Below are 14,259 nucleotides of genomic sequence, written 5' to 3'. Positions count from 1 at the left end.
GGCGGCCGAGCCGGCTGCGGCGGCACCGACGCCCCGGGGACGCCCCCGGTCTGTAAGGATCATCGGGTGAGCCCGGACACCTCCGACGCCGACCGCCCCGCGCCCCGTCCCGACCCGACCGCCGGGCCGGTCCCCGGGCCGCCCGCCGCCCCGGTTCCCGACCCGATCGAAGGGCCGGTCCACGGGCCCCCGGCCGACCCGGCCCACCAGCCGCCCGCCGGTCCGCCCCAGTATCCGTTCGGCGCGCCGCCGACCGGGCCGGTCCCCGCCGGCCCGACCCCGCCCGAGCGCCGCCCGGGCCGGGTGGCCGGCGTGGCGCTGGGCGCGTCGGCCGTCCTCACCGCGCTGGGCGTCCCGCTGGGGCTGCTCTGGGCGGCCGTCGCCCCCGACACCCCGGTGGTCAAGACCGCCGAGGGGGCCGTCTACGCCCAGCCGCAGCCGGAGCAGCCGATCGCCGCCGACGGCTGGTTCAGCCTGCTCGGGCTCGGCTTCGGCGTGCTCGCCGCGCTGGCCCTGTGGGTGCTGCTGCGGCGGCGGCGCGGCCCCGTCGGGCTGCTCGCCGGGGCGGCCGGCGGCCTCGGCGCGGCCCTGGTGGCCTGGCAGGTTGGGCGGCGGGTGGGCCTGTCGACGTACGAGCGGCTGCTGGCCTCCGCGCCGGACGGGCAGGCGTTCACCAAGCCCGCCGACCTGCGCGCCGGTGGCCTGCACCGGCTGTTCGACGTGCTGCCCCTGCCGTACGGCAACCTGCTGCTGCCGGCGTTCGGCGTGGCCGTGACGTACACCCTGCTGGCCGGCTGGTCGCGCTGGCCGTCGCTGCGCCCGGAGCCCGAGCCCGACCTGTCCTGGGTCTACGCCGCCCCGCCCGCCACCGGGCCCCAGGTCAGTTCGGGGCCGGCGGACTCGCCAGCTCCGACAGCGGCACCGGAACCGCCCGCACCTGGCGCAGCAGGGTCGCCTCGCGGTTGAGCAGCCGCAGCTCGGCGCGGAGCCGGGCGGCGGTGCCGTCGACCGCGAGCAGCCGCTGCCGGTCGTCGACGGTCAGCATGGCGGTCGCGGCGACCAGGTGGGACAGCACCGTCGGGTCCTCCGGCAGCTGCTCGGAGATGTCCTCCGGGTCGGGGCGGATCAGCCCGAGATATTGCCGGAACACCGAGATCACCCGGGCCGCGAGCAGGTCGGCGGCCTCGTCGGGGCCGCCCGGCTCGGGCAGCCACTCCACCTCGGCCGTCAGGTAGGGCTCGGTGGTCTCGTCGAGCTGCGCGACGCGGAACCGCCGCCGCCCCACGGTGACGATGTCGAACCCGCCGTCGTCCAGCTCGGTCACCTGCCGCAGCTCGGCGGTGCAGCCGACCTCGTGCAGCGTGACGCCGCCGACGCCGGGGACGGGCCGCCCGGGCGTGCCGGGGGCGACCTCCCAGCCGGCCCGGATGGCCACCACGCCGAACTCCCGGGGGGCGCCCTCGGGCAGGCCCGTCAGGTGGCGCACCAGGGCCCGGTAGCGCTCCTCGAAGATGTGCAGCGGCAGCACCAGGCCGGGGAAGAGCACCGTCCCGAGGGGGAAGATCGGCAACCGTGCAGTCACGGGACCGAGCCTAGCCCGCCCGCGCCGTCCCGGCGGGGCCCGTCCCGCCCCGGAGGACCCGCCCGCCCCCGGCGGGGCCGCCCCCGGGCCCGTCGCGGCCCGCCCGGCGGCCGGCGTGGCTCGGCTCACCGTCCCGGCGTGCGGGCGGCGCGGGCCGCCGCCGGCCCGGCCGCCTAGACTCGCAGGCGTGTTGAATCGGATCGACCTGCGCGGCGGCGTCCGGGACCCCCGCCGCCTGCTGCCCCGTGCCCAGCTCGATGTCTCCGTGGCGGTCGAGCGGATCCGCCCCCTCGTGGAGGCGGTCCGCGATCATGGGTACCCGGCGATCCGCGAGGCGAGCGAGCGCTTCGACGGGGTCTCGCCGGAGCGGCTGCGGGTGCCGGCCGAGGCGATCGCCGAGGCCGAGGGGACGCTCGACCCCCAGGTCCGCGCCGCCCTGCTGGAGTCGATCAGCCGGGCCCGCAGGGTCCACGCCGACCAGCGCCGCGTCGACCACACCACCCAGGTGGTGCCCGGCGGCACCGTCACCGAGCGCTGGGTGCCCGTCGAGCGGGTCGGCCTGTACGTCCCCGGCGGCCTGGCGATGTACCCGTCGACCGTGGTGATGAACGTGGTCCCCGCCCAGGCGGCCGGCGTCCGGTCGCTCGTCGTGGCCAGCCCGCCGCAGCAGGAGAACGGCGGCCTGCCCGACGCCCGGGTCCTCGCGGCCTGCGCGCTGCTCGGCGTCGACGAGGTCTACGCCGTCGGCGGCGCCCAGGCGGTGGCGATGCTGGCCTACGGCGCGACGGTCGACCCCGACGGCGCGCAGCGCTGCGACCCCGTCGACATGATCACCGGGCCGGGCAACATCTGGGTCACCGCCGCGAAGCGGCTGCTGCGCGGCGTGGTCGGCATCGACGCCGAGGCCGGCCCCACCGAGATCGCGATCCTCGCCGACGACACCGCCGACCCGGCGCACGTCGCCGCCGACCTGATCAGCCAGGCCGAGCACGACCCCCTCGCGGCCAGCGTGCTGGTCACCTGCTCGGTCGCGCTGGCCGACGCCGTCGAGGCCGAGCTGGCCCGGCAGGTGCCGGCGACCAAGCACGCCGACCGGGTCACCACCGCGTTGACCGGCGAGCAGAGCGGCGTGGTGCTGGTCGACGACCTGGAGGCCGGCCTTCGGGTGGTCGACGCGTACGCCGCCGAGCACCTGGAGATCCAGACCGAGAACGCCCGCGAGTGGGCGCTGCGGGTCCGCAACGCCGGGGCGATCTTCGTCGGCGCGTGGTCGCCGGTGTCGCTCGGCGACTACTGCGCCGGCTCCAACCACGTGCTGCCCACCGGCGGCTGCGCCCGGCACTCCTCCGGGCTGTCCGTGCAGTCCTTCCTGCGCGGCATCCACCTGGTGGAATACACCCGCGACGCGCTGCGTGAGGTGGCCCCGCACGTGGTGACCCTGGCCGGCGTCGAGGACCTGCCGGCCCACGGCCAGGCGGTCAGCGTCCGCTTCCCCGGGAGCGCCTCGTGACGACGCTGGACGACCTGCCGATCCGCGACGACCTGCGGGGCCTGACGCCCTACGGCGCCCCGCAGCTCGACGTGCCGGTGCGGCTGAACACCAACGAGAACTCCTACCCGGTGCCCGAGGCGGTGGCCGACGCGATCGGCAAGGCCCTCGCCGCCGAGCTGCGCGACCTCAACCGCTACCCCGACCGCGACGCCGTGGCGCTGCGCGCCGACCTGGCGGCCTACCTGGGGCACGGGCTCACCGTCGAGCAGGTGTGGGCGGCCAACGGCTCCAACGAGATCCAGCAGCAGCTCCTGCAGGCGTTCGGCGGGCCGGGGCGCACGGCGCTCGGCTTCACCCCGGCGTACTCGATGCACCCGCTGCTGGCGCTCGGCGCCGGCACCCGGTGGGTGCCGGCGCAGCGCGGGGTCGACTTCGGGCTGACCGCCGACGAGGCGGTCGCCCAGGTCCGCGCGCACCGCCCCGACGTGGTGTTCCTCTGCTCGCCGAACAACCCGACGGGCACGGCCCTGGACCCGGCGGTGGTCGCCGCCGTCCTCGACGCCGCGCCCGGCATGGTGGTGGTCGACGAGGCGTACGCCGAGTTCGCCCGCCCCGGCACGGTCAGCGCCCTCGCGGTGCTGCCCGGCCACCCGAGGCTGGTGGTGACCCGCACGATGAGCAAGGCGTTCGGTTTCGCCGGCGGCCGGCTGGGCTACCTCGCGGCCGACCCGGCGGTGGTGGCGGCGGTGCAGCTCGTGCGGCTGCCCTACCACCTGTCGGCGCTCACCCAGGCCGCCGCCCGCGCGGCCCTGGCGCACCGCGACGCCCTGCTGGCCACGGTCGAGGCGATCATGGGGCAGCGGGACCGGATCGTCGCCGAGCTGCGCGCCCGGGGCCTGCGGGTCGCCGACAGCGACGCCAACTTCGTCCTGTTCCAGGTGGGCGGCGACCAGGCGGTGGCCTGGCGAGCCCTGCTGGAGCAGGGGGTGCTCGTGCGCGACGTCGGGCTGCCCGGCTGGCTGCGGGTCACCGCCGGCACCCCCGCCGAGACCGACGCCTTCCTCACCGCGATGGAGAGTTTGTGATGAGCCGCACCGCCCGGGTCGAGCGGATCACCAAGGAGACCAAGGTGCTCGTCGAGATCGACCTCGACGGCACCGGCCGGGCCGAGATCGGCACCGGGGTCGGCTTCTACGACCACATGCTGCACCAGATCGCCCGGCACGGAGGCTTCGACCTGACCGTGCGCACCGTCGGCGACCTGGAGATCGACGCCCACCACACGATGGAGGACACGGCGCTCGCCCTGGGCGCCGCGTTCGACCAGGCGCTGGGCGACAAGGCCGGCATCCGGCGGTACGGCTCGGCGGCCGTCCCGATGGACGAGGTCCTCGTCCGGGCCGCCGTCGACCTGTCGGGCCGCCCGTACGTGGTGCACGACGAGCCGGCGCTGGCCCCGTACATCGGGCCGGTCTACCCGACCAGCATGACCCGGCACATCTGGGAGTCCTTCGGCCAGGCGGCCCGGATCACCCTGCACGTGGACGTGCTGCGCGCGGCCCGCCCCGGCGGCCACCCCGACGCCCACCACGTGGTGGAGGCCCAGTTCAAGGCGGTCTCCCGCGCCCTGCGCGAGGCCACCGCGCTCGACCCCCGGTCGGCCGGCGCGATCCCCAGCACGAAGGGCGCGTTGTAGCCGTGGGCGGGGTGCTGCCGACCCTGCTGCTGATCCTCGCCGGGGTGCTGGTCGGCGGGGCGGTCTCGCTGCACCGCCAGGGCGCGACGCGCGGCGCGGTGGTGGTCACCGCGGTGCTCGCGGTGCTGGCCACGGCCGGCGGGGTGCTCTGGCTGCTGCCCGGGGAGGGCTGATGGGCGATCGGACGAAGCGGGTCGTGGTGCTCGACTACGGCTCGGGCAACCTCCGCTCGGCCGAGCGGGCCCTGGCGCGGGCCGGCGCCGACGTCACCGTCACCGCCGACCTGGCCGCCGCCGCGGCTGCCGACGGCCTGGTGGTGCCGGGCGTGGGCGCGTACGCCGCCTGCATGGCCGGCATCGAGGCGCTCGGCGCGGGCCCGGTCATCGCCGAGCGGGTCGCCGCCGGCCGGCCCGTGCTGGGCATCTGTGTGGGCATGCAGGTGCTCTTCGAGCACGGCGACGAACACGGCGTGGTCACCAAGGGGCTCGGGCTGCTGCCGGGCGCGGTGACCCGGCTGCCCGCCGCCCGGCTGCCGCACATGGGCTGGAACACGGTGCGGCCCCCGGCGTCGTCGGTGCTCTTCGCGGGCCTGCCCGCCGACAGCCGCTTCTACTTCGTCCACTCCTACGGGGTGGTCGACGCGGGCGCGCTGGCGGCGTCGGGCGCGGCGGTGACCACCGCCCACCACGAGGCGGACTTCGTGGCGGCGGTGGAGCGGGGCGCGCTGTCGGCCGCCCAGTTCCACCCGGAGAAGTCGGCCGACTCCGGCGCGGCGCTGCTGCGCAACTGGCTCGGCACCGTGCCCGCCGGTGGCTGAGCGGGGCCCGCGCGGCCGGGGCACCGGGCCGGGGGGCGCGGCGTGAGCAAGGAGCGGGCCCGCCGCCGGGCGGCCCGCGAGGCCCAGTTGGAGCGGGAGCGGGCCGTGCGCCGCCGCCGGGTGGCCCGCCGGGAGCGCCGCCGCGCGGTGGTACGCCGGCTGACGCCCCGCTGGCCGCGTCGCCGCGCCGGCCGGCTGGCCCGGCACTCCCGGGGCGAGCGGGCCGCGATCGTCGGTTTGACCGGCGTGGCGCTGGTCGCCATCTGGAGTTTCGTCGACGACCTGGCGCTGCGGGTGGTGCTGGTCGTGTTGTTGCTGCTGGTGCTGCCGGCGGCCGTGGTGATCGCACTGGGCCGCCGGTCCTGACGCGCACGTTATCGATCTGAGGAGAAGAGCGTTGAGCCTCACCCTGTTGCCCGCCGTGGACGTCGCCGACGGTCAGGCCGTCCGGCTCGTGCAGGGCGCCGCCGGCAGCGAGACCGCCTACGGCGACCCCCTGGAGGCGGCGCTGGCCTGGCAGCGCGACGGCGCGGAGTGGATCCACCTGGTGGACCTGGACGCCGCGTTCGGCCGGGGGTCCAACGCCGCGCTGCTGGCCGACGTGGTCGGCCGGCTGGACGTGCAGGTGGAGCTGTCCGGCGGGATCCGCGACGACGCGTCGCTGCGGGCCGCCCTGGGCACCGGCGCGGCGCGGGTCAACATCGGCACCGCCGCGCTGGAGGACCCGCAGTGGTGCGACCGGGTCTGCGGCGAGTACGGCGACCGCGTCGCCATCGGCCTGGACGTGCGCGGCCGTACCCTCTCGGCGCGGGGCTGGACCCGCGACGGCGGCGACCTGTACGAGGTGCTGGAGCGGCTCGACAAGGCGGGCGCCTCCCGGTACGTGGTGACCGACATCACCAAGGACGGCACGATGCGCGGGCCGAACCTGGACCTGCTGCGCGAGGTCTGCTCCCGCACCGACGCCCCGGTGATCGCCTCGGGTGGCGTCTCGACGCTGGACGACCTGCGCGCCCTGGCCACCCTGGAGCCGGTCGGCGTGGAGGGCGTGATCGCCGGCAAGGCGCTGTACGCGGGCGCGTTCACCGTGCGGCAGGCCCTCGACGTGCTCGCCGCCGCGTGACCGTCACCCGGTTGGGTTCGGGCGGCCCCTGGGAGGCGCTGTACGGCTACTCCCGGGTCGTCCGGGCCGGCGACCGGGCCGTCACGGCCGGCTGCACGGCGACGGTCGACGGCCGGGTGGTGCACGTGGGGGACGCCGCCGCGCAGACCGCGCAGGCGCTGCGGATCGGCCTGGCGGCCCTCGCGGAGGTCGGCGCGGGGCCCGGCGACGTGGTGCGCACCCGGATGTACGTGACGGACCGCGCGTACGCCGACGAGGTGGGTCGGGCCCACAACGCGGTGTTCGGGGCGGTCCGGCCGGCGGCGACCCTGGTCGTGGTGGCCGCCCTGCTCGACCCCGAGCACCTGGTCGAGGTGGAGCTGGAGGCGTACCTCGGCGACCGCTGACCCGGCGCGCCCCCGCCTGCCAGGGGCGCCGGGCCGGCGGTGGTGCGTCGGGCGGTGGGGGTGAGCCGGGGCACACTGCGGCCCATTAGGTTGTGCACAACTCAATTGCGCGCTACGTTTTTCCCGTGACCGACGATCTGGTGCTGGGACGGCAGGTGTGCTTCGCGCTCTACGCCGCGTCGCGCGCCCTCACCGACGTCTACCGGCCGATCCTCGACGAGTTCGGGCTCACCTACCCGCAGTACCTGGTGCTGCTGGTGCTCTGGGAGCGCGGCGACGACGCGCCCACCGTCTCCGAGCTGGGCGCCGCCCTGCGGCTGGACTCCGGCACGCTCTCCCCGCTGCTCAAGCGGCTGGAGGCCGCCGGGGTGCTGGTCCGCTCCCGGTCGGCGGCCGACGAGCGGCGGGTCGAGGTGCGCCTCACCGACGCCGGCCGCGCGCTGCGCGAGCGGATGTGCGGGGTGCCGCTGCGGGTGGCGCTGGCCACCGGGCTCACCGAGGCCGAGCTGATCGGGCTGCGCGACACCCTCAACCGGGTCACCGAGACGATCCACCGACAGAAGGAGAAGTGATCGCCATGCAGGTCCTCTACACCGCCAACGCCCGCGCCACCGGCGACGGCCGCGACGGCCACGTCCGCACCTCCGACGGCACCTTCGAGCTGGACCTCGCGATCCCGAAGGAGATGGGCGGCGCGGGCGGCGCGGCGAACCCGGAGCAGCTGTTCGCCGCCGGCTACGCCGCCTGCTTCCACTCCGCGCTGCGCCTGGTGGCGCGGCGGGCCAAGGCCGACGTGACCGGCTCGGTCGTCGACGCCGAGGTGGGCATCGGCGCCAACGGCAGTGGCGGTTTCGGCCTGGCCGTCACCCTCGTGGTGGACCTGCCGGCCGTGCCCCGGCCCGCCGCCGAGCAGCTCGTCGAGCAGGCGCACCAGGTCTGCCCCTACTCGAACGCGACCCGGGGCAACATCGAGGTCACCCTCACCGTCCGCGAGGCCCTCGCCGCCTGAGCCGTGGCGCGCGGCGCCGGCGCACCGTGTGTCGCCGCGCGCCGCGCCCCGCCTGACGCAGCCCCGACCAGCGACCGAGAGGACGACCGACACCGTGACCGTCAACCGTGAGATCCACCTCGCCTCCCGCCCCGAGGGGTGGCCGACCGCCGACAACTTCCGGCTCGTCGAGACCGAGGTGCCCACCCCGGGCCCCGGCCAGCTCGTGGTCCGCAACCAGTTCATGTCCGTCGACCCGTACATGCGGGGGCGGATGAACGACGTCAAGTCGTACGTGCCGCCGTTCGCCCTCGACGCCCCGCTCGACGGCGGCGCGGTCGGCGAGGTGGTGGCCGGGGAGGGCAACGGGATCGTCCCCGGCGACACCGTCCTGCACGGCCTCGGCTGGCGGGAGTACGCGCTCCTCGACGCCAAGGGCGCCCGCAAGGTCGACCCGTCCCTGGCCCCGGTGAGCGCCTACCTGGGCGTGCTCGGCATGACCGGGCTGACCGCGTACGCCGGTTTGCTCGACGTGGCCGCCATGCGGCCGGGGGAGAGCGTCTTCGTCTCTGGCGCGGCCGGGGCGGTGGGCAGCATGGTCGGCCAGATCGCCAAGCTGCGGGGCGCCGCCCGGGTGGTCGGCAGCGCCGGCTCGCCGGCCAAGGTCGAGCGCCTGCGGGCGCTCGGCTTCGACGCCGCCTTCGACTACCACGACGGCCCCGTGGCCGACCAGCTCGCCGCCGCCGCCCCGAACGGGATCGACGTGTACTTCGACAACGTCGGCGGCGAGCACCTGGAGGCCGCGATCGGCGCGCTGCGGCTGCACGGCCGGGCCGCCGTCTGCGGCATGATCGCCCAGTACAACGCCACCGAGCCGCCGGCCGCGCCGCGCAACCTGGCGCTGCTCATCGGCAAGCGGCTCACCCTGCGCGGCTTCCTCGTCGGCGACCACGGCCACCTGCGCGACCAGTTCGTCCAGGAGGTGGCCGGCTGGCTGCGCGAGGGCAGGCTCTCGTACGACGAGACGGTCGTCGACAGCATCGACGCCGCCCCGGAGGCGTTCCTCGGCCTGCTGCGCGGCGACAACCTCGGGAAGATGCTGGTGCGCCTGTAGGCGGGCCGGGGCGATAGGCTTCGCGGCATGACGGTGGCGGTGCGGGTGATCCCGTGTCTCGACGTGGACGCCGGGCGGGTGGTCAAGGGGGTCAACTTCCTCGACCTGCGCGACGCCGGCGACCCGGTGGAGCTGGCGGCGGCGTACGACCGGGCGGGCGCGGACGAGCTGACCTTCCTGGACGTGACCGCCTCCTCCAGCGACCGGGGCACCATGCTCGACGTGGTGCGACGCACCGCCGAGTCGGTCTTCATCCCGCTCACCGTCGGCGGCGGCGTGCGGCAGGTCGCCGACGTCGACACGCTGCTGCGGGCCGGCGCCGACAAGGTCGGGGTGAACACCGCGGCCATCGCCCGCCCCGAGCTGATCGCCGAGATCGCCGACCGGTTCGGCCGGCAGGTGCTGGTGCTCTCCCTCGACGTGCGCCGGGCGCCGGCCGGCACCACCGCGAGCGGCTTCGAGGTCACCACCCACGGCGGCCGCCGGGGCACCGGGCTCGACGCCGTCGAGTGGGCGCGACGCGGTGCCGAGCTGGGCGCGGGGGAGATCCTGCTCAACTCGATGGACGCCGACGGCACGAAGGCCGGCTTCGACCTGGAGCTGATCGGCGCGGTCCGCGCCGTCGTCGACGTGCCGGTGGTGGCCAGCGGCGGCGCGGGCGAGGTGGCCCACTTCCCGCCGGCCATCGCCGCCGGGGCCGACGCGGTGCTCGCCGCCAGCGTCTTCCACTTCGGCGAGCTGACCGTCGCCGAGGTCAAGGCCGCCCTGCGCGGCTCGGGTCACCCCGTGCGCTGACCCCCCGGGCCGCCCCCGCCGGTCCTCGTGCGGGGGCGCTCAGTGCCGGCCGGAGTGGCCCTCCGGCGAGCGGCGCGGGGCCGGGATCGAGCGGACGGCGTACTCCTGCACGGCGGCGGCGTGCTCGTCCTCGGGGAGGGTCCAGTCGGCGCTGCCCGGGGCGTGCCGTCGGCTCAGCACGCCCTGCACGGTGTCGACGGCCGTGGCCAGGCCGGCGCTCGGGCGGGAGCGCCAGAGCTTCTCCCCGTCGGGGGTGAGCCGGAACCAGCCGTCGGTGACGCTGACCAGGCCGGCGCCGACGAGCCGGCGGACGGCGGTCTCCACCTCCTGCCGCTCGGGGATGGCGTGGTTGAGGTGGTCGGCTGTGGAGAGCACGTCAGCGAGCCGGACGCCCTCGGGGCGCCGGGTGGATGCCGCCCTGCGGTGCCGGCCGGCACCGTTGGCGATCACCAGCGAAACGAAGATCCAGGCGTCGGTCCAGCGCCATCCGCTCTCCCCCATGCAGGAATGATGCCGTGCGCCGCCGCCGGAGGAAACACCTACTTTTCCGGTACGGGTGTCGCCGCAGCTCAGCGCGGTTGCGTGGTCACGGTCCGGCGGGGCGCGGCCCGGCGACCCCCACCTCGACGGGTTCCGCCCCGGCCGGTTCCGCCTCGACGGTGAACATCGGCAGGAACAGTTGGGCCAGCGGCCCGATGGTGAGGGCGTACGCGACGGTGCCGACGCCGACGGTGCCGCCGAGCAGCCAGCCGAGGGCCAGCACGGTGACCTCGATGACGGTGCGGACCAGCCGGACCGACCGTCCGGGGCGGCGCGCCACATACCCGGTCATCAGGCCGTCGCGGGGGCCCGGGCCGAGCCGCGCGCCCAGGTAGAGGGCGGTGGCGGCGCCGTTGGCGACGATCCCGACGACCAGCAGCGCCGCCCGCGCCGCCAACGGGGCCCCGCCGGGCAGCAGGGCCAGGGTGGCGTCGACCACGAGGCCGATCACCAGCACGTTGCTGACCGTGCCGAGGCCCGGTCGTTGGCGCAGCGGGACCCACAGCAGCAGCACGAGCGCGCCGACGGCGATGGTGACGGTGCCGAACGACAGGCCGGTCCGGCGGGCGACGCCCTGGTGGAAGACGTCCCACGGGTCGAGGCCGAGGCCGGAGCGGATCATCAGCGCCATGCTGACGCCGTAGAGGGTCAGGCCCGCGTAGAGCTGGACCAGCCGCCGGACGGGCCGGTGCCGCAGATTGCCAATTGCCACCATGCATGCCACCCTAGGTGCCAATCCGGCGGTGGGGAGAGCCAATATCGGGAGGGTGGCCATGACAAGTCAGGTGCGTGGGGCCCAATTGGCTCGGCTCCTCGGGCAGTGGCACGCCCTGCCGGGCCGCCGGCGCAGCCCCGACTACGCCGCGCTCGCCGGCGCCGTCCGTGGACTGCTCGCCGACGGCCGCCTGCCCCTGGGGGTACGCCTGCCGGCCGAGCGGGAGCTGGCCGAGGCGCTGCGGATCAGCCGGACCACGGTGACCGCCGCCTACCGGCAGTTGCGGGAGAGCGGGCACCTGGCCAGCCGCCGGGGGGCGGGCAGCTGGACGATGCTCCCGGGCACCCACCGGGTGGCCAGCACCGGCCTGTGGACCCCGCTGGACGACCGCGACATGATCGACCTCGGGGTGGCCGCGCTGGCCGCGCCGCCCGAGCTGCTGCCCGCCGCCCGGGCCGCCGCCGAGGACCTGCCCCGCTACCTGGGCGGGGCCGGCTACCACCCGACCGGCGTCATCGAGCTGCGCGAGGCGGTCGCCGCCGGCTACACGGCGCGGGGCCTGCCCACCTCACCCGACCAGATCATGGTCACCAGCGGCACCCAGCACGCGCTCGACCTGGTGCTGCGGCTGGCCCTGGCGCCCGGGGGCAACGTGCTGGTCGAGTCGCCGACGTACCCGAACGCCCTCGCCGCCCTCGCTGCCCGCCGGGCCCGGATCACCACCCACGGGCTGGCCACCGACGCCGCCGGCTGGGACGCCGACCTGCTGCTGGGCAGCCTGCGTCAGGGGCGGCCGAAGCTGGCGTACCTGATCCCCGACTTCCAGAACCCGACCGGGCACCTGATGCCGGCCGAGCTGCGCGAGCGGGTGGTCGCCGCGGCCCACGCGGCCGGCACCGACCTGGTGATCGACGAGTCGTTCGTGGACCTGCCGCTGGACGGCACCGAGCTGCCCCCGCCCGTCGCCACGTTCGACCGGCACTCTCGGGTGATCTCCATCGGCGGGATGAGCAAGCCCTACTGGGGCGGCCTGCGCATCGGCTGGGTCCGCGCGTCCGCCCCGCAGGTGCAGCGGCTGGCCGCCGCCCGGGTCGGGGTGGACATGGCCAGCCCGGTGCTCGACCAGCTCGTCGCGGTCCACCTGCTCGCCGACGCGCCGGCCATCGTGGCCGCCCGCCGCACCCAGCTCGCCGCCCAGCGCGACGCCCTGACCGACGCGCTCGCGCGCCGCCTGCCCGACTGGCGGGTCACCGCGCCGCGCGGCGGGGTGACGCTCTGGGTGGAGCTGGACGGGCCGATCTCCAGCGCGCTGGCCCGCGCCGCCGAGGAGGTCGGCGTACGGCTGGCGCCCGGACCACGGTTCGGCCTGGACGGCACCCTCGAACGCTTCCTGCGGCTGCCGTTCACGCTGCCCGCCGCGGACCTGGCGGAGGCCGTCGGCCGGCTCGCGGCGGTCCGCTACGACCTGGACCGCGCCAGCCGCCCGCGCTGGCAGGAGCCGGCGGTCATCGCCTGACCCGGCCGCCCGCCCGCGCGGTCGGCCGATCCGGCCGAACCCGGCTGCCCGGCGGCCCCGGGTTGGAAGACTGCGGGGATGGGCAACGGGGGATGGTCGCTCGGGGTGCGACCCGGCGCGCCCGGCTCGCGCACCACCCGGCTGGAGCTCTTCTACGACCTGGTCTTCGTCTACGCGTTCCTCAACGTCACCACGCTGACCGTGTACTACCCGAGCCCCGTCAACCTGTGCCGCTGCCTGCTCGTGCTGGGGTTGCTGTGGTGGTGCTGGACGGGCTTCGCCGGGCTCGGCAACGCGGTCCGCGCCGACCAGGGGATCCTGCCGCTGGTCGGCTTCGTCACGATCGCCGCGACCTTCCTGCTGGCCCTGAGCATGCCGGGCGCGTTCACGGACCGGCCCGGCGGGCTGAACGGCCCGCTGGTCTTCGCGAGCTGCTACTTCCTGGTCCGCGCCTCGCAGCTCGCGGTCTTCGGCTGGGTTGCGCGGGGCGACCCGGTGCGGCTGCGGCGCTGGGCGTGGCTTGCCGGGCTGCCGGTGGTCGCGGCGGCCTTGCTCGTCGCGGCCGCGCTGGTGCCGCCGCGGATCGCCCACGACGGCACGGCGACGGCCCTGCAGCTGGCCTTCTGGGCCGCCGCGCTGACCCTGGAGTACGTGGCGGGAACGAGCCTCGGCGGCGCGTACTGGGTGGTGGTGTCGGCGGGGCACTGGGCGGAGCGGCACGCCCTGATGGTGCTGATCGCGCTCGGCGAGTCGATCATCGCGCTCGGGCTGGGCTCGAAGTTCGTCACCGGCCTGCCGCTGACCTGGCCGGTGGTGGTCGCCGCGGTGACCGGCATCGCGATCGCGGCGACGCTGTGGTGGGCGTACTTCGACGTCCTGGCGCTCGCCGTCGAGCAGGCGCTGCACCGGGCCCGCGACCCGGTGGCGCGGGCCCGGCTGGCCCGGGACGCGTACACGTACCTGCACCTGCCGATCGTCACCGGGGTGATCTTCTTCGCCCTCGGGATCAAGGACCTGCTCGTCGAGGCGGCGGATCCGACCTCGCCGGCCTGGGGCGAGCCGTTGGGTGCGTTCTGGATCCTCGTTCTCTACGGCGGGGTCGGCCTCTACCTGATCAGTCTCGTCGCCTGCGGGGTGCGGGTGCTGCGGGTGCTGCGCTGGCCGCCGGTGGTCGCGGTGGCGCTGCTGGCCCTGCTCTCGCCGCTGGCCGCCCGGATCGGGGCCCTGCACGCGCTGCTGCTGCTCGGGGTGGTCTGCGTGGCGCTGGTCGTGGTGGAGACCCGGGGCGAGGGGCGCCGCCGGCACCGGGTCCGCCAGTTGGCGCTGGCGGAGCAGACGGAGGCCGAGGCCGAGGCGAGCAGGTGGCGCGCCGAGCACCTGTGAGCCCGGGCCGCGCCTTCGTCCGCCTTCGCGCCGCGCCCTCGCCCGCTTCCGCGCCACGACTCCGTCCGCCTCCGCGCCGGGCGGCGACCGGCGGCCGTGCCCCGGGACGGTG

18 protein-coding genes are annotated in these 14,259 nt (G+C 76.2%); 15 read left to right on the top strand and 3 right to left on the bottom strand.

Going from position 1 to position 14,259, the window contains the following annotated elements:
* The first annotated feature begins 66 nt into the window (after positions 1–66).
* Positions 67–966: a DUF2567 domain-containing protein gene (locus LPU61_RS13185; protein ID WP_229405053.1), complete on the top strand. Its 900-nt coding sequence runs from the start codon at positions 67–69 to the stop codon at positions 964–966.
* Here LPU61_RS13185 and LPU61_RS13180 read toward each other — a convergent pair.
* A complete protein-coding gene (locus LPU61_RS13180) occupies positions 881–1,582 on the bottom strand; it encodes an LON peptidase substrate-binding domain-containing protein (RefSeq protein ID WP_043967332.1) in 702 nt (233 codons plus the stop codon). The two genes, LPU61_RS13185 and LPU61_RS13180, sit on opposite strands and share 86 nt — an antisense overlap.
* A gap of 187 nt (positions 1,583–1,769) precedes the next feature.
* Between LPU61_RS13180 and hisD the strand changes: the two genes are divergently transcribed.
* The 12 genes from hisD (at position 1,770) to hisF (ending at position 9,993) form a co-directional block, all read left to right on the top strand.
* Complete coding sequence (gene hisD, locus LPU61_RS13175; RefSeq protein WP_229405052.1) at positions 1,770–3,092, top strand: histidinol dehydrogenase; 1,323 nt, start codon at positions 1,770–1,772, stop codon at positions 3,090–3,092.
* Entirely contained in the window at positions 3,089–4,159 is a 1,071-nt protein-coding gene (locus LPU61_RS13170; RefSeq protein WP_229405051.1) for a histidinol-phosphate transaminase, read from the top strand. Before hisD ends, LPU61_RS13170 begins: the two co-directional genes overlap by 4 nt.
* Entirely contained in the window at positions 4,159–4,770 is a 612-nt protein-coding gene (gene hisB / locus LPU61_RS13165) for an imidazoleglycerol-phosphate dehydratase HisB (protein WP_229405050.1), read from the top strand. The genes LPU61_RS13170 and hisB overlap by 1 nt, the downstream gene beginning before the upstream one ends.
* A gap of 2 nt (positions 4,771–4,772) precedes the next feature.
* The gene (locus LPU61_RS13160; protein ID WP_176734836.1) at positions 4,773–4,943 is read left to right on the top strand and encodes a hypothetical protein; all 171 of its coding nucleotides are present in this window, start codon (positions 4,773–4,775) and stop codon (positions 4,941–4,943) included.
* Positions 4,943–5,587 (top strand): imidazole glycerol phosphate synthase subunit HisH, encoded by a 645-nt coding sequence (hisH, locus tag LPU61_RS13155; protein WP_043967337.1) that lies wholly within the window; start codon positions 4,943–4,945, stop codon positions 5,585–5,587. Before LPU61_RS13160 ends, hisH begins: the two co-directional genes overlap by 1 nt.
* A gap of 42 nt (positions 5,588–5,629) precedes the next feature.
* Positions 5,630–5,953, top strand: coding sequence for a hypothetical protein (locus tag LPU61_RS13150; RefSeq protein WP_043967338.1), 324 nt, complete (start codon positions 5,630–5,632; stop codon positions 5,951–5,953).
* Between the two features lie 31 nt (positions 5,954–5,984).
* Positions 5,985–6,710 carry a bifunctional 1-(5-phosphoribosyl)-5-((5-phosphoribosylamino)methylideneamino)imidazole-4-carboxamide isomerase/phosphoribosylanthranilate isomerase PriA gene (gene priA, locus LPU61_RS13145; RefSeq protein WP_043967340.1) on the top strand — a complete coding sequence of 242 codons (726 nt, stop codon included), beginning with the start codon at positions 5,985–5,987 and terminating at the stop codon, positions 6,708–6,710.
* On the top strand, positions 6,707–7,096 hold the full coding sequence (locus tag LPU61_RS13140; RefSeq protein WP_043967342.1) for a RidA family protein: 390 nt from the start codon (positions 6,707–6,709) through the stop codon (positions 7,094–7,096). Before priA ends, LPU61_RS13140 begins: the two co-directional genes overlap by 4 nt.
* Positions 7,097–7,221: 125 nt before the next feature.
* Complete coding sequence (locus LPU61_RS13135) at positions 7,222–7,668, top strand: MarR family winged helix-turn-helix transcriptional regulator (protein ID WP_043967344.1); 447 nt, start codon at positions 7,222–7,224, stop codon at positions 7,666–7,668.
* Positions 7,669–7,673: 5 nt separating this feature from the next.
* Positions 7,674–8,105, top strand: coding sequence for an organic hydroperoxide resistance protein (locus LPU61_RS13130; RefSeq protein ID WP_043969310.1), 432 nt, complete (start codon positions 7,674–7,676; stop codon positions 8,103–8,105).
* A gap of 94 nt (positions 8,106–8,199) precedes the next feature.
* Positions 8,200–9,198 (top strand): NADP-dependent oxidoreductase, encoded by a 999-nt coding sequence (locus LPU61_RS13125; protein ID WP_229405049.1) that lies wholly within the window; start codon positions 8,200–8,202, stop codon positions 9,196–9,198.
* Positions 9,199–9,225: 27 nt separating this feature from the next.
* The gene (gene hisF, locus LPU61_RS13120; protein WP_043967348.1) at positions 9,226–9,993 is read left to right on the top strand and encodes an imidazole glycerol phosphate synthase subunit HisF; all 768 of its coding nucleotides are present in this window, start codon (positions 9,226–9,228) and stop codon (positions 9,991–9,993) included.
* A 39-nt stretch (positions 9,994–10,032) separates the two neighbouring features.
* Here the strand turns inward: hisF and LPU61_RS13115 are convergent, their stop codons facing one another.
* Positions 10,033–10,494, bottom strand: a complete 462-nt coding sequence (locus LPU61_RS13115) for a hypothetical protein (RefSeq protein WP_043967350.1) — start codon at positions 10,492–10,494, stop codon at positions 10,033–10,035.
* 85 nt (positions 10,495–10,579) lie between these two features.
* Positions 10,580–11,248, bottom strand: a complete 669-nt coding sequence (locus LPU61_RS13110; protein WP_043967352.1) for a YitT family protein — start codon at positions 11,246–11,248, stop codon at positions 10,580–10,582.
* Positions 11,249–11,306: 58 nt separating this feature from the next.
* Here LPU61_RS13110 and LPU61_RS13105 point away from each other — a divergent pair, with 58 nt between their 5' ends.
* Both LPU61_RS13105 and LPU61_RS13100 read left to right on the top strand, forming a co-directional pair.
* Positions 11,307–12,764, top strand: a complete 1,458-nt coding sequence (locus LPU61_RS13105) for a PLP-dependent aminotransferase family protein (RefSeq protein WP_043967354.1) — start codon at positions 11,307–11,309, stop codon at positions 12,762–12,764.
* A 78-nt stretch (positions 12,765–12,842) separates the two neighbouring features.
* Complete coding sequence (locus LPU61_RS13100) at positions 12,843–14,147, top strand: low temperature requirement protein A (protein WP_229405048.1); 1,305 nt, start codon at positions 12,843–12,845, stop codon at positions 14,145–14,147.
* The last annotated feature ends 112 nt before the right edge of the window (positions 14,148–14,259 follow it).

The sequence above is a fragment of the Micromonospora sp. NBRC 110038 genome (assembly GCF_020884815.1).
In the GTDB taxonomy this organism is placed as follows: Bacteria; Actinomycetota; Actinomycetes; order Mycobacteriales; family Micromonosporaceae; genus Micromonospora; species Micromonospora haikouensis.
This window is presented reverse-complemented; position numbering and strand designations above follow the sequence as displayed.